The 15,234-nt window shown below is 46.3% G+C and carries 13 protein-coding genes; 6 read left to right on the top strand and 7 right to left on the bottom strand.

The genetic code is table 11. The features are described from left to right. Positions 1–18 precede the first annotated feature (18 nt). Genes AC2UZJ_RS10060 through AC2UZJ_RS10040 form a run of 5 tightly spaced genes read left to right on the top strand, consistent with a single transcriptional unit; the run spans position 19 to position 7,512 of the window. Positions 19–3,756 carry a nitrate reductase subunit alpha gene (locus AC2UZJ_RS10060; protein ID WP_486950021.1) on the top strand — a complete coding sequence of 1,246 codons (3,738 nt, stop codon included), beginning with the start codon at positions 19–21 and terminating at the stop codon, positions 3,754–3,756. Continuing rightward, positions 3,756–5,390, top strand: a complete 1,635-nt coding sequence (gene narH / locus AC2UZJ_RS10055; protein ID WP_486950020.1) for a nitrate reductase subunit beta — start codon at positions 3,756–3,758, stop codon at positions 5,388–5,390. Before AC2UZJ_RS10060 ends, narH begins: the two co-directional genes overlap by 1 nt. Next, a complete protein-coding gene (narJ, locus tag AC2UZJ_RS10050) occupies positions 5,377–6,033 on the top strand; it encodes a nitrate reductase molybdenum cofactor assembly chaperone (protein ID WP_486950019.1) in 657 nt (218 codons plus the stop codon). The genes narH and narJ overlap by 14 nt, the downstream gene beginning before the upstream one ends. Beyond that, positions 6,030–6,716 carry a respiratory nitrate reductase subunit gamma gene (narI, locus tag AC2UZJ_RS10045; RefSeq protein ID WP_486950018.1) on the top strand — a complete coding sequence of 229 codons (687 nt, stop codon included), beginning with the start codon at positions 6,030–6,032 and terminating at the stop codon, positions 6,714–6,716. The genes narJ and narI overlap by 4 nt, the downstream gene beginning before the upstream one ends. 34 nt (positions 6,717–6,750) lie before the next feature. Then, on the top strand, positions 6,751–7,512 hold the full coding sequence (locus AC2UZJ_RS10040; RefSeq protein WP_486950017.1) for a peptidylprolyl isomerase: 762 nt from the start codon (positions 6,751–6,753) through the stop codon (positions 7,510–7,512). On the opposite strand, the gene AC2UZJ_RS10035 is transcribed toward AC2UZJ_RS10040, so the two are convergent. From AC2UZJ_RS10035 to AC2UZJ_RS10005, 7 genes are all read right to left on the bottom strand, one after another. Beyond that, positions 7,504–8,220, bottom strand: coding sequence for a Crp/Fnr family transcriptional regulator (locus tag AC2UZJ_RS10035; RefSeq protein WP_486950016.1), 717 nt, complete (start codon positions 8,218–8,220; stop codon positions 7,504–7,506). The two genes, AC2UZJ_RS10040 and AC2UZJ_RS10035, sit on opposite strands and share 9 nt — an antisense overlap. Then, positions 8,210–10,108 carry a heavy metal translocating P-type ATPase gene (locus AC2UZJ_RS10030; protein WP_486950015.1) on the bottom strand — a complete coding sequence of 633 codons (1,899 nt, stop codon included), beginning with the start codon at positions 10,106–10,108 and terminating at the stop codon, positions 8,210–8,212. The genes AC2UZJ_RS10035 and AC2UZJ_RS10030 overlap by 11 nt, the downstream gene beginning before the upstream one ends. 83 nt (positions 10,109–10,191) lie before the next feature. Continuing rightward, the gene (locus tag AC2UZJ_RS10025) at positions 10,192–10,413 is read right to left on the bottom strand and encodes a heavy-metal-associated domain-containing protein (RefSeq protein WP_486950014.1); all 222 of its coding nucleotides are present in this window, start codon (positions 10,411–10,413) and stop codon (positions 10,192–10,194) included. Positions 10,414–10,518: 105 nt separating this feature from the next. Next, positions 10,519–11,241 carry an ABC transporter ATP-binding protein gene (locus AC2UZJ_RS10020; protein WP_486950013.1) on the bottom strand — a complete coding sequence of 241 codons (723 nt, stop codon included), beginning with the start codon at positions 11,239–11,241 and terminating at the stop codon, positions 10,519–10,521. A gap of 5 nt (positions 11,242–11,246) precedes the next feature. After that, a complete protein-coding gene (locus AC2UZJ_RS10015) occupies positions 11,247–12,452 on the bottom strand; it encodes an ABC transporter permease (RefSeq protein WP_486950012.1) in 1,206 nt (401 codons plus the stop codon). Continuing rightward, positions 12,449–13,600: an efflux RND transporter periplasmic adaptor subunit gene (locus tag AC2UZJ_RS10010; protein ID WP_486950011.1), complete on the bottom strand. Its 1,152-nt coding sequence runs from the start codon at positions 13,598–13,600 to the stop codon at positions 12,449–12,451. Before AC2UZJ_RS10010 ends, AC2UZJ_RS10015 begins: the two co-directional genes overlap by 4 nt. Continuing rightward, the gene (locus AC2UZJ_RS10005; RefSeq protein ID WP_486950010.1) at positions 13,597–14,205 is read right to left on the bottom strand and encodes a TetR/AcrR family transcriptional regulator; all 609 of its coding nucleotides are present in this window, start codon (positions 14,203–14,205) and stop codon (positions 13,597–13,599) included. Before AC2UZJ_RS10005 ends, AC2UZJ_RS10010 begins: the two co-directional genes overlap by 4 nt. A gap of 151 nt (positions 14,206–14,356) precedes the next feature. On the opposite strand from AC2UZJ_RS10005, the gene AC2UZJ_RS10000 reads away from it, so the two are divergent. Beyond that, positions 14,357–15,223 (top strand): oxygenase MpaB family protein, encoded by an 867-nt coding sequence (locus AC2UZJ_RS10000; protein WP_486950009.1) that lies wholly within the window; start codon positions 14,357–14,359, stop codon positions 15,221–15,223. Positions 15,224–15,234 lie beyond the last annotated feature (11 nt).

The raw sequence follows: 15,234 nt of genomic DNA, 5'->3' as shown, positions 1-15,234 counted from the left end.
ATTTATAAGGACAACAGCATGAGTCATTTCCTAGACCGTTTGAATTTTATGTCACGCGTGAAGTCTACTTACTCAGAGGGGCATGGCGAGGTCGTCAATGAGGACCGCAAGTGGGAAAATGCCTACAGAGCACGCTGGCAGCACGATAAAGTCGTGCGCTCCACGCACGGCGTTAATTGTACTGGTTCCTGTTCGTGGAAAATTTACGTAAAAAACGGCTTAATTACGTGGGAAACGCAGCAAACGGATTATCCGGCTACGCGCCCTGATTTACCGAATCATGAGCCGCGTGGCTGTCCGCGTGGTGCTTCCTATAGCTGGTACGTGTATTCCGCTCAACGCGTTAAATACCCCTTAATTCGTGGGGTGTTGATGGAAATGTGGCAAGAGGCGCGTCAGAGCTTAGATCCCATCGCGGCCTGGAAATCCATTGCAGAAAACCCAGAAAAAGCACGCCGTTATAAATCGGTGCGGGGCTTGGGTGGTTTTGTGCGTGCAGATTGGGATACGGCCACGGAAATGATCGCCGCAGCCAATGCCCACACCATTAAAGACTATGGGCCCGATCGTATTATTGGCTTTTCACCCATTCCGGCGATGAGCATGGTCAGTTATGCGGCAGGCACCCGTTATTTAAGTTTGTTAGGTGGGACCAGCTTGAGTTTTTATGACTGGTATTGCGATTTACCACCGGCCAGTCCGCAGGTGTGGGGTGAGCAAACCGACGTGGCCGAGTCAGCCGATTGGTATAACTCAAACTATCTCATTGTGTGGGGGTCTAATGTGCCCCAAACGCGCACACCGGATGCGCATTTTTACACTGAGGTTCGCTACAAAGGCACAAAAACCGTTGCCGTTTCCTGTGATTATGGCGAAATGGTGAAGTTTGGTGATATTTGGCTGGCTCCACGTCAAGGCACGGATGCCGCTTTAGCTATGGCGATGGGGCATGTGATTTTATCGGAATTCCATAGACCGAATAAATCCGATTATTTCACCGGCTATATGAAGCAATATACCGACATGCCCATGCTGGTGATGCTAGAAGAGCATAACGGCTTATTGCATCCCGGCCAGTATTTACGCGCCTCCCATTTAGATAACAATCTAGGTCAGGTAAATAACCCGGAATGGAAAACGTTACTTATTGATGGTTTAACCGCCGAAATTGTGGTGCCCAATGGCACTATTGGTTTGCGTTGGGGGGAGGGCGAGCACACAGATGGTCATCCGCAGCGTTGGAACTTAGAAATGCGTGATGTGAGCTCTGGGCGGGAGATTGACCCACAGCTCAGTTTGGTAGAAAAACACGATACCGTCGCCGAAGTGGCTTTCCCTTATTTTGGTGGTGAGCATAGCGATACATTGCTACGCAAGGTGCCAGTGCGTACGCTGCAAACCAGTGATGGTAAAACCATTCAAGTGGCCACCGTTTATGATTTGCAAATGGCTAATTACGGTGTAGATAACGGCTTAGGTGGTGATAATGTTGCCACGAGCTTCGATGACGACATTCCTTACACCCCGGCTTGGCAAGAAAAGCACACTACCGTACCGCGTCATTTAGTCATCCAAGTGGCACGCGAATTTGCCCAAAATGCGCACGACACCAAAGGGCGCTCGATGGTGATCGTGGGGGCGGGCTTAAACCACTGGTATCACATGGACATGACCTACCGTGCCATTATCGGCATGCTGGTGATGTGTGGTTGTGTGGGTAAAAGTGGTGGCGGTTGGGCGCATTATGTAGGCCAAGAAAAATTACGGCCGCAGTTTGGGTGGATACCGTTGGCATTTGGCTTAGATTGGGCACGTCCCGCACGTCAAATGAATGGCACCTCCTTCTTTTATGCACACACTGGCCAATGGCGTCATGAGCAGCTCAATGTGGATGAGATTTTATCCCCCACGGCTGATCTGTCTGCCTATGAAGGCATGAGTATGATTGATCTCAACGCCAAGTCTGAGCGTTTAGGCTGGTTGCCCTCTGCGCCACAGCTAGAGCGTAACCCCTTAGATGTGGTGGCTGAAGCCCGTGAAAAGGGCATGGATCCGGTGCAATATACCGCTGATTCTCTACAAGATGGCTCATTACGCATGAGTTGTGAAGACCCCGATGAGCCGGCTAACTTTCCCCGTAATATGTTCGTTTGGCGCTCCAACCTTTTTGGTTCCAGTGGCAAAGGTCATGAGTACATGCTGAAGTATTTTTTAGGTACGCAAAATGCCCTTTTCAGCGAGGAGAAAGACGGTATTCGTCCTAAAGAAGTGGCCTACCGTGATGAAGAAAATGAGGGTAAGCTCGATTTATTAACGGTACTCGATTTCCGTATGAGCACCTCGTGCTTGTACGGTGATATCGTCTTACCTACGGCAACTTGGTATGAAAAAGATGATTTAAATACTTCCGATATGCATCCCTTTATTCACCCTTTAAGTGAAGCGGTGCAGCCCTTGTGGGAGAGTAAATCCGACTGGGAAATATACAAACTCTTAGCAAAGAAATTCACTGAAATTGGTGGCCCTTACTTAGGTGAGCGCGAAGACATTGTTTTAACCCCTTTGATGCATGATACGCCTAGTGAATTAGGTCAAGCCTTTGAGCCTAAGGATTGGAAGTATGGCGAATGCGATTTGATTCCGGGTAAAACTGCGCCGTCTATGACAGTAGTGAAGCGCGATTACAATGAAATCTACCGTAAATTCACTTCTACTGGCCCCCTCTTGGATGAGTTGGGTAACGGCGGTAAAGGTATTACTTGGGATACCAAAGAGGAAATAGGCCAATTAGCCAAACAAAATAAAGCCGTATTGGACGCAGGCATCAGTAAAGGGCGTCCGCGTTTAGATAGCGCTATTGATGCGGCAGAAATGATCTTAGGCTTAGCGCCTGAAACCAATGGTCATGTGGCCGTGAAAGCGTGGCAGGCCTTAGAGAAAATCACCGGGCGTAAGCACACGCACCTTGCTGAAGGCCGCGCGCACGAAAAAATCCACTTTTCTAGTATTCAAGCACAACCTCGGAAAATTATTTCTGCACCCACGTGGTCTGGTGTAGAAAGTGAAGAGGTGAGCTATAACGCCGGTTATACCAACGTGCATGAGCTCATTCCTTGGCGCACCATTACAGGGCGTCAGCAAATCTATCAAGATCATCGTTGGATGCTGGATTTTGGCGAGGGCTTTTGTGTGTATAAGCCCGCCGTAGATATGAAATCCGTAAAACCCATGATGGATAAGCACTCGAATGGCCATCCGGAATTGGTTTTAAACTGGCTGACGCCGCACCAGAAATGGGGTATTCACAGTACGTACTCCGATAACCTCCATATGCTTACGCTAGGCAGAGGCGGGCCCAACGTATGGCTTTCAGAAATTGAGGCCAAGCGCGCGGGTTTAGTGGATAACGACTGGGTTGAGGTGTTTAACCTGAATGGTGTGGTTACGGCTCGTGTGGTGGTGAGTCAGCGTATCCCTACCGGTGTGTGTTTGATGTATCACGCTCAAGAGAAAAACGTCAATGTGCCCGGTTCACAATTAAGTCAAAAGCGCGGGGGTATTCATAACTCCGTCACCCGCACCGTATTAAAGCCTACGCACATGATTGGGGGTTATGCGCAGCAAGCCTATGGCTTTAACTACTACGGCACCGTAGGCAGTAATAGAGACGAGTTTGTGGTGTTACGTAAACTCGATAAAGTGGAGTGGATGGAAGAGCCACTGAATCCCACAGAGACAACAGAAGGAGCGCTCTAATGAAAATTCGTGCACAAATAGGTATGGTGCTCAATCTGGATAAATGCATTGGCTGCCATACATGCTCGGTGACGTGTAAAACCGTCTGGACCAGTAGAGAAGGCGTGGAATACGCGTGGTTTAATAACGTAGAAACCAAACCGGGCGTGGGCTACCCCAAAGATTGGCAAAATCAAAACAAATGGAAGGGCGGTTGGGTGCGTGATAACAAAGGGCGCTTGAAGCCAAAACAAGGCGGCAAATTACGCATCTTAGCCAATTTATTTGCTAATCCGCACCTGCCACAGATTGACGATTACTACGAACCGTTTACCTATGATTATCAGCATCTACAAAATGCGCCTCTAAGTCGTACCCCCCCTACCGCGCGTCCAGTTTCCGTGATTACCGGCAATAAAATGGAGAAAATCCATTGGGGACCCAACTGGGAAGATGATTTAGGGGGTGAGTTTAGCGCACGTAGTAAAGATCACCTCTTTGAAGATGTACAAAAGGAAATGTACTCCACCTTTGAAAATACCTTCATGATGTATTTGCCCAGGTTGTGTGAGCATTGCCTGAATCCCACCTGTGTGGCGAGTTGTCCTTCGGGCTCTATTTACAAACGAGAAGACGATGGCATTGTCTTGGTGGATCAAGACAAGTGTAGAGGCTGGCGTATGTGTATTTCTGGCTGCCCCTACAAAAAAGTCTATTACAACTGGAAAAGTGGTAAGGCAGAAAAATGTACCTTTTGCTACCCCCGTATTGAAGTCGGTCAGCCCACGGTTTGTTCGGAAACGTGTGTAGGGCGTATTCGCTATTTGGGCGTATTACTTTATGACGCGGACCGCATTGCTGAAGCGGCTTCTGTGCCGGATGAGCAAGACTTATATGAAGCGCAGTTGGATGTGTTTTTAGATCCGAATGATCCTGAGATCCGCGCTAAGGCGCTAGAGCAAGGCATTCCGGAAAGCTGGGTAACAGCCGCGCAGAAGTCACCCGTCTACAAAATGGCCTGCGAATGGAAAGTGGCTTTCCCCTTACACCCGGAGTTTCGTACTTTGCCCATGGTTTGGTATATCCCGCCATTATCACCGATTCAGTCAGCGGCAGAAGCAGGCAAAATGCCTCATGCCACCATTGGTAAAGCCAGCATGATTCCTGATGTGGAGAGCTTACGTATTCCGGTGCGTTATTTAGCGAACTTACTCACCGCCGGTAAAGAGCAGCCCATTACCCATGCGTTGAAACGCTTATTAGCCATGCGCGCTTATAAACGTTCAGAGGTGGTGCATGGGGAGCCCGATCAGGCTGTGCTTGATGATGTGGGCTTAGACGCACGCACCGTAGAGGACATGTACCAAATCATGGCGATTGCGGATTACAAAGATCGTTTTGTGATTCCTACCAGCCATAAAGAGATAGTGGAAAACAGTTTGGAAGATCAGGGTAGTTGTGGCTTTACCTTTGGCAATAATTGCAGTGGTGGGGTGTCAGCGCCCAATTTATTTGGCAAACCTCGTCATCACGCTAATCCGGGCCCTAAGGATGGGAAATCCGGGCCTACAGTGATTACACGTGAGATTAAACTTCAGCCTAATCCAAACAAACCGAATAGAGTAAGAGCGGAGGTGAAGCATGTTTCTTTATAAAATACTTTCTGTGCTGATGGATTATCCGCAAGCGGCCTTAATACAAGCCTTACCGGAGATTCGGCAGCATTTAACTACCGTGCCCGAGGCGGAACAGGAGTTAGCTGAGTTATTGGATTATTTAGAGCAAAACCGCTTAATTGCTCTGCAAGAAAATTACGTCGCCACCTTTGATAGAACACCCTCGAACTCCTTGCATTTGTTTGAGCACATTCATGGCGAAAGCCGTGACCGTGGGCAGGCCATGGTGGATTTAATGGAGGAGTACAAAAGCCATGGTTTTGAAGTAACTTCGGCGGAATTGCCGGATTACATTCCTTTGTTTTTGGAATTTTTAAGTCAATTACCAGAAGCCGAAGCCCTAGCTTTACTGAATGAAGCCATTCATATTATGGCAGCCATAGGTATACGCTTGGAAGAAAGCGAAAGCGTCTATGCCGCACCCTTTGTGGTGCTAAGGCAGCTAGCCACCGTAGAGCCGGTAGAGCTAGAGATTGCGCCCGTGCGCGATATGGATGAGGCGATGGAGCGCTTTGGGGTCAATGAGGAAGGCACGGAACCCTTATTACATGGTCAATTTGGAGAGCAAGCCATACGTTTTTATCCAAAACCTAAAGAGCAACCTGCGGGAGAGCAGCCATGAAAACAGTTAATTTATTTTTATTTGGTATTTATCCCTATATTGCCCTCACTGTATTCTTTCTGGGCAGTTTATTGCGTTTTGATAGAGAGCAGTACACATGGAGAAGTCAGAGCTCACAGTTGCTGTATACGGGCTCACTGCGCTTAGGTAATATTTTATTCCATGTGGGTATTATTGGTTTGTTCTTTGGTCATTTAGTGGGGCTGTTAACTCCTGTCATTGTTTGGGATACCTTGGGTATCTCTCATAGTACGAAGCAAGCCATTGCTATCTGGTCTGGAGGTTTTTTAGGCATCCTGTGTTTAGTAGGACTGGGCTTGTTACTGCATAGACGTTTAACGAATCCACGTTTAGCTGCTGTGACTCAACCCATGGATAAAGTACTTTTAATCTGGATCTTAATTACGTTGTTATTGGGTTTATCTACTATCTTTTTATCTGCAAAGCATTCTGATGGGGGAGTGATGGTGCTGCTTATGCAGTGGGCCCAGCATGTAGTGACCTTCCGTGGTTTTGCAGGGGCGGAGTATTTAATGGCGGTACCGTTCTTATTTAAAGCCCACTTGTTTATGGGCATGACACTTTTCTTAATCTTTCCTTTCACGCGCTTAGTGCATGCTTGGAGTGGTTTTGCTACAGTGTTTTATTTAGGCAGGGCTTGGCAGCTGGTCAGGACACGTTAATTATTAAGCATATAGGCAGGCATAAAGGTAAAACATGCAAATACAACCCATAACAGTAAATGGCACGACTATCCATGAGATGGATATCTTAAGTGAGCTCACAAATCATCAAGAGGCGGCAGATCCTTGGGATATGGCAGTAAGTACCTTGGTAATTAGACGTTTATTGCTTGATGAAGCACAGCGCTTGGGTTTAAGTGCAGCCTCAGAAGAGGAGCTTTTTACGTTGATTTTGCAGCAGGAAGTTAGTCTGCCTACCTTAACCGAAGACGAATGCCTACGGCATTATGAGCAAAATCCAGAGTATTTTCGAGTAGGCGCCTCGGCAGAAGTAGATCATATTTTGCTGCAGTCCACACCTGCTATTGATTTAGATTTATTGCAAAAAAAAGCAGAAGCGCTCTTAGAAAAAGTGCAAGCTGAACCGCAACGTTTTGCTCAGTTTGCACGCCAATACTCAAACTGTCCTTCCTCAGAAGAGGGAGGGTATTTAGGCACCTTAACTAAAGGGCAAACGGTACCGGAATTTGAAGAAGCGATATTCCGTGCCAAGGTGGGGCAGGTACATTCAGCCGTAGTAGAAACTCGCTTTGGTTTCCATATATTACAAGTAAAAAATCGGGTTGACGGTGAAATCTTAGCGTATGAAGTGGTGGCAGATCGCATTCGTGAAGCGTTACAGGAGATTAATCAAAACACCGCTTGGCGTTTGTATACTCATAATCTTGCTAAAGAGGCGCAAATAGAAGGTTTTAATTACGAAGAGTTTTTCGATGAGAATGTGTTTTTAGGTTAATAACAAGGCATCTAGATCTAAAACCGTGATTTGTCTCTGTCCTGTTTGCTCAATCCATCCCGCGGCTTCAAATTCACTGAATCTGCGGCTTAGCGTTTCGGGCGTGGTGCCTAGATAAGAAGCCAAATCTTTACGGGAAATGGGCAGGGAAAAGGTATAAGCGTTCTCTTTCTCGACCAAATCCGCCAAATATTGCGCAATGCGGGTGTTAATGCTTTCTGTAGCAATCGCTGTGGTTTGGCTTTCACTGGTGTTTAAACGCTTTGAAATTTCTTTCAACACATGCAAACTAATGCTTGGGAATTGCAGCAGAAGCTGGCTCACGTCAGCGCGATTAATGGTGCAAATATGTGAGGTTTCAGTGACTTTCGCATAGGAGTCGTGCTTGGTTTCTGAAAATAACGCCAGCTCACCACTAAAATCACCCGGAAGCAAAATACGTACTAATTGCTCTTTGCCGGTTTTAGATAAACGGTAAACTTTAACTCTGCCTTTATGCACAATGAATAATTGTTCAGCGCGTTCGCCGCTGCGGTGTATGAACTGCCCGCTTTCATAGGTGCGCATGTTGGCTTTTTCGGCGATTACTGTTAGCTCTTCATAGGGTAAATGATTGAAAATGGGTACCCGTGAGACGCATAAAGAATGTAAAGCGACAGTAGTATCTGTCGCTTTTTCAAAGTGAGAAGTGGAGTTATTATGATTCATGATGATTTAATTTTAATGAATCTGCGCTCTGTGGGAGTTTTTTCTGAGGTGAACGATAACGCACCAACCTTACTGCATTCAGGATCACAACTAAAACACTAAGTTCATGAATGAGCATACCTGAAGCTAAAAATACTTTTCCTAATAGTACCCCAATTAAAAGGACGATCACTGTGCCTACTGCTATTACGGTGTTTTGTTTCATGTTGCGCACAGTGGCCTGAGCCAGTGAGTAAGCATGAGCAAATTGATCTAAACGATCAGACATAAGAACAATATCGGCGGTCTCCATAGAAATATCGGCACCACCAATTCCCATAGCTAAACCAACGTCTGCGGTAGCTAAGGCAGGAGCATCATTAATACCATCGCCTACCATGGCCACCCGGTAGCCTTCTTTTTTGAATTGATTAACCCAGCTTACTTTATCTTGGGGCAATAGCTCAGCGTGGGCTGCATCTAGACCCAGTTCATCGCCTACTAGTTTAGCAGTGTGACGGTTGTCGCCAGTGAGCATAATCATTTTTTCTACACCATCACGGCGTAACTGCTTCAGTGCCATTTTGGCTTCGGGTTTGATCTGGTCTGCAATGGAGATGATCCCGGCTACCTTGTTATTGGTGGCCGCAAAAATGGCAGTATTACCGGCTTTTTCACGTTGAGTGGCATAGGATTCAATGTGCTCATCAATAATGATGTTTTGATCTGCCATGAGCTTACGATTACCAATGACCCAATAATCACCAGCTACCGTTGCCACCATGCCGTTGCCTTTGATGATGCGGGCATTTTCTAGTTTTTCATTTAAAACTAATTCACGTTTTTTGGCTTCTGCTACGATGGTTTGACCCAAATGATGTTCTGAAGCGGTTTCAGCTTGTGCCACTAGACGAAGTAATTCATCATCGTTCATTTCCCAGCTTTTGATATCGGTAACTGTGGGCTTACCTTGGGTGAGTGTTCCTGTTTTATCAAAAATAATTAGATTAATTTTTGATAAATTTTCCATAATCTCACCACCTTTAACGAGTACACCATGGCGCGCGCCGTTACCAATACCGGCAACCATAGATACCGGCACAGAGATCACTAAAGCTCCAGGACAAGCAATCACTAAAAAGGTGAGAGCGAGTTCTACGTTTTTTGAAAATAAATAAACCAATACAGACATCACCACAATGGATGGGGTATAGATATTGGCAAATTTATCTAAGAACTTTTGGGCGCGGGTTTTTGTTTCTTGCGCGTCTTCTACCATCTCAATGATTTTGGAGAAGGTGGTGTCATCACCCACACGATCAGCTAAAACTTCTATGTAGCCATTGTCCACAATGGTGCCACTGTAGACTTGATCATCAATGGCTTTATTTGCCGGTACTGACTCACCCGTAATGGCGGCCTCAACAATGAGGGCCTGTCCCGAAACAATGGTGCCATCTACTGCCACACGTTCACCGGAGCGTATTAATACGCGATCGCCCTTGACTAAGTCATCGGCTGAAATTGTGACGTTACCCTCAGGTCGTATCACCGTAGCCTCTACGGGTGTCATATCAATTAGATCACGCAGTGAGGATCGTGTTCTCTCTAAGGTGCGTGTTTCAAGATAAGCACCAAAGATGAATAGAAAAGTCACCGCTGCTGACTCCACATATTCACCAATGATAAGAGCACCAATGACGGCGATAGTTACAAGTAACTCAATGCTGAAAGCTTTCATGCGTAAGGCCTGATAAGCCTTAATGGCGATAAAATAGCCTGCAATCAATGTACCAGCTATGAGTGAATAATCTTTCAATGCCGAAAGATCAGCAAAATGAAAGGCCAGAGCAAGCAGCAACAGGACCCCCGTCACGCTCGCAATATAAGCGTTTTTGATTTGAGACATGATGTATCCCCAGATAATTAATTATAGTTCTAAGGCGGTAATCACTGACTCTTAGGAGGGAGTCAGTGATTAGGAGCTAAACATTATGAAACTCTGGTTGATAAAACTGGGTAGCCAAGGCGAGTCAGAGCACTTTCTATTACCTCTGGGTTGGTTTGGTTACTATCAAAACTCACCCGTATGCGGCCTGAGTTAAACATGACTTTAACTTCGTCCAAACCATCTATTCTATTTAAGGTACTTTCAATCTGCTTGATGCAAGAAGGACAGCTAAACGGTTCCATCGTAAACACGGCTTTTTTCATTTCTTTCTCCTAGTAATGAAGTAACAGTTTCATCATAGGTGAAACCGCTACATTTGAAATTGACCACCGACAAGTTTGGAAAAATATAGTGCTATACCCTAAAGATCAAGGCAATAGCCCTTGCCCCACTTCTTCATGGGTAATGCCATCCCGTATATGGTAGATACGTTTGAAAGTGGGGATGATTTTTTCATCGTGAGTGACCACAATAATTGCCGTTTCATATTTACGTGCCATATCATTCAGAATACGTATGACCACCATCGCCCGCTCAGAGTCTAGGGGGGCGGTGGGTTCATCGGCTAAAATCACCGGCGGTCTATTTACGAGGCCACGTGCAATAGCCACGCGCTGCTGCTCACCACCGGAAAGTTGAGCGGGCATCGCACTGGCGCGGTGCTGTACATCCAAGGCGGTAAGTAGCTCTAAGGCTTTGGCGCGTGATTCCGCGTTTGAGAACCCCGCTAACATCGGCAGTAACGCCACGTTATCCGTGACATCTAAAAATGGGATCAGATAAGGCGACTGAAACACAAAACCAATTTTATCGCGTCTTAACGCGCGCAAATCAGGCACCTTCCAACCATTATCAAAAATCACTTCACCGCCTAAACTCATCCGGCCCTTGGTAGGATCTGTCACCGCACCTAGACATTTCAGTAACGTACTTTTCCCTGAACCAGAAGGCCCAATTAACCCAACCACTTCGCCGGGCGCTATGTGCATATTGACATCTTTTAGGGCATCTACGGCGGTGCTGCCTTGGCCGTAACGTTTACTTAGACCTTCAATATGAATGCCTGCGCCAAAGTTTTTACTGTTTATCATCGTATCTATCCTTCAATGGCATCAGCCGGATCCACTTTGAGTGCAATACGTATAGAAACCACGCTGGCTAAAATACAGATCATTAGCACTGCAAAAAAACCTGCCACCGAATCCATGGGCGTGAGGAGTACATATTTCGGGAAAATAGGTGAGGCCAATGTGGCACTGATTTTACCCACCACAAAGCCGATCACGCCTAAGGCTAAGGATTGCTGCATAATCATAGCGGCAATGGTGCGGTTACGAGTCCCTATTAGTTTCAATACGGCAATTTCACGTATTTTATCCATGGTCAAAGAATAAATAATGAAAGCCACAATAGCGGTACTGACCAGTGCTAATATCACCAAAAACATAGCGATTTGTTTGGCCGAAGTGGCAATGAGTTTATCGACCAGAATGGTTTCCATTTCTGCTCTAGTGTAAACCGTTAAGCGCTGCCAACGCTGTATAGCGGTTGCCACTTCATCAGGATCATAGCCTGGTTTTAAAGTCACCAATACGGCATTCACAGAAGTATTTGTGCTTTGTGAAGCGATAATGGCATCCAATAAACCGGGCACATTGGGTCTATTTAATGCAGGATTTGCCTCAGTACGACGCCGACTTTGCCAAATCGCATCATTATCTTTGAGAAATTGCGCCTCTTGAGCGTCTTTGAGCGGAATGAATATCATTGGATCACCGCTGGAGGAAACAGTGCGCTTGCTTAAACCCACCACCGTATATTCATTACGACGAATCCGAATTTTATCGCCTAGTTGAAAGCCAGCACTAATGTCTGCTACGGCTTCGTAATGGCTGCGGGCAATTTGGCGCCCAGTGATAAGGTAAGGAGGCCAACCAGGTGTGGCTCCGGGTTGCCCCGGTGCAATACCCACCACCATAGCGCGTACGTCTTTATCGCCTTGAGCCACTTGCATGTTGAGGTAGGTAACATTCGCTGCGTTGGCTACGCCGGGAGTCGTGAGAATAGATCTATACGTATCATCATTAATACTAGAAGGTTCCGCATAGGGGCCTAAGGTTTCTTGTTGTACGGCCCAAATATCGGCCCCACTATTATTTAGTAGCACCTTGCCATCATCCACCATACCTCTATACACACCTGCCATGACCAAGGTGACGCCAATTAGCAAACCTAAACCTATGCCCGTGAAAACAAACTTCCCCCACGTGTGCAAGATATCGCGGCCAGCTAAACTAATCATGGTGCAACCCCTTTGATGTGATCCACCACCTTAATGCGGCTGTTCGCACCTAAGGCTTTTTCGCTATACTGAACAATTTTATCGCCGACTTCTAGCCCCTCATGCACTTGTACTAAGCCGTTTAAATCACTGGCACCCAGTTTAATGGGTGTAAAAATAGTATCGCCATCCACCACTTTCCATACGCCCATCTTGCCTTCATAACTGCGTATACTGCTATTCGTAATCACAGGCATCGCCTCAACAGCCGCTAAGGCAACAGTGACTTCGGTCAGTTCACCTAAAGGGGGTAAGGGTTCGGGAATGGCATTGAAGATGACTTTGGCTAGTAGCTCCTCAGTGACCGCATCGGCTTTAGGTTCTATGCGGAATACTTGACCTGCTAAGGGGTGGTCTTTTCTTGAGCGCAGAACAATCTGCGCGGGTAGCTTAGCCGCCAGGCCCGTAGCACTGCTTTGATCAAAGCGCACATTTACCCAAAGGGTTTTAGGGTCAATAATTTCCACAATGCTTTGACCAGCAACGATGGTGGTGCCAGGATTGGCATCGCGTAGGGCCACAATGCCATCAGTGGGAGCAATGAGACGTAAGTTATGACGTTGCGCTTCAAGACCAGCACGATCAGATTCAATACGTGCTAAATCCTCTTGTGCCACCGTTAAGGCGGCAGTGGCAATTTGTAGTTCATGCTTTTTAGTGACGGCATTTTCTTGACTGGTCGCGCGTTCAGCTGCTAATTTCTCATAACGCCGGGCTTGGGTTTGTGCATAAACCTGGCGGGCTTTGGCCTCGCTCAACATGGCTTCTGCTCGTTTAAAGGCTGCATCTAGGGAGCGTACTTTATCGTCCAGATCAATGGGTTCCATCTCTCCAATGACTTGCCCCGCGGTAACTGTATCGCCTACGTGTACGTCTAATTGCTTGATACGTCCCGCTACTGTGGGCCCAATTTTATAGGTATAACGGGCTTCTACGGTGCCAATGCCAAAGAGGGCTGGTTGGATTTCATCCGCTTCTACGGTGATTAGCGTTACGGCTACAGGTGCTAAGGGGCCTGAGCGTAATCCCGTGTAAATGAAAAGGGCGAGTAGCGGCAAAAGGATGGCAAAAAGCGCCAAGGTGCGACCGCGGATGGGTAATTTTTTCATGATGAACTCTCTAGGCCACGTTTATAAATAGTAAAAGCACCGGGAGCGTTGTTACGTATATGCTCAGGATCACCCGATAAGAGCGACTGCATAATTAAGCCCTGTAGCATGCCTAAAAATAGTAGGGCCGCCGCCGAGCTATCCAGTGAACTACCTAGCTCGCCACAGCGTTTTCCGTTTTCAATGTGCGCATAAAGGCGCTGACTATAGCTTTTAATGAGGGCTTGCACTCTGTTTTTAGCTAGCGTGGCTTCTGCGCGTTGTAATTCACCAAAGAGAATTCTTGGCACTCCAGAATAAGCCGATACAAATTCCACATGGCTCATAAACATAGATTCCATGGCAGCTAAAGGGGAGTCTATGCCTTTAGCTGAATTATCGACTCGTTGTAATAACTCTTCAGCCACCCATTCCATCACAGCCAGCCAAATGGCTTCTTTATTTGGAAAGTGTCTGAAGATAGATCCTTGAGTGAGTCCCATGTGTTTAGCAATAGCTGCTGTGGTGATTTCACTCGGGTTGTTTGTGGCAGCAAGCGTTATGACTGACTGTACAATTACAGCACGGCGTTCATCCGCAGGGAGGTGTTTGGCATGACTTATCATAAAAACACTTATAAATAGATAGTAATTGATTACTATCTTATCAGTTAAAGCTTAAAATCTCTAATAAAAAGAAAATCCATAGAGAGGTACAATACTGTATCTTTTAGCAATATGTCCCATAATGAGACGTTAATTAAGGTGAAGGGTAGCCGTGCTGAAAAAACACCTGCAAAAAAAGATAGAAAATATTGTTGGTTTAAAAGAAAATCCGGTTAATTTTTTAGAACCGTGTGGTGATAAGGGCTTGTTTGGCCCTACTTCCATGGTCTGGAAGGTGCATGGTGATTTTTCATCGATGCTAGTGGGTGGAATCACCGCCTTATATTTGCAAATGATTCATCCTCAGGTATTAGCTGGAGTGTGGGATCATTCCGATTTTAGAGACGATTTATCTGGCCGCCTGAAGCGTACAGCGCAGTTTGTGTCAGTGGTTTCTTTTGGGCCCAAAAAAGAAGCTGAACGGTTACTGAGGAAAATTGCTTTTATTCATCAGTCAGTCGTAGGGGTTACAGAGCAAGGTAAACCTTATCAGGCCAATGACCCTGAATTATTACTCTGGGTACATGCCACACAGTGTTTTGGTTACCTTCAAGCCTATCAACGCTACCATTCCCATGCCTTAACAGAAAAACAAATTGCCCAATACCTTAAGGAATATCAACAAGTACTCAGTGCTTTAGGGGGTGAAGAAGTGCAATGGAAAAGTTGGGCCGATTTGATAGCTTATTTAGAGTCGAAAACTCACTTACTAGAGGGCGGGCACCGAGTTGAGGAAGTCTATAAAATTCTTTGTTTGGAAGCGCGCCAAGGAAAAAATGCCTCTGTTACAGGCACGATTTTTTTGAACTCAGCTCTCGATTTGGTTCCGAAGTGGGGACAATCTATATTTAAGTATTCTCCATCCTCCGTAGGCATAATAAGACGTACCGCTTTTGTACGCGTGGTTGCGCGTTTACTGCGCTGGGCTTCTATGGAAAGTGCGGCGAAACAAGCTTGGATTCGAGTATCACCACCGTAAGGAGAAGCAAA

The organism is Paenalcaligenes sp. DL 309, assembly GCF_057475285.1.
The sequence above is the reverse complement of the archived record's forward strand: the minus strand, read 5'-3'. Positions and strand labels throughout refer to the sequence as shown.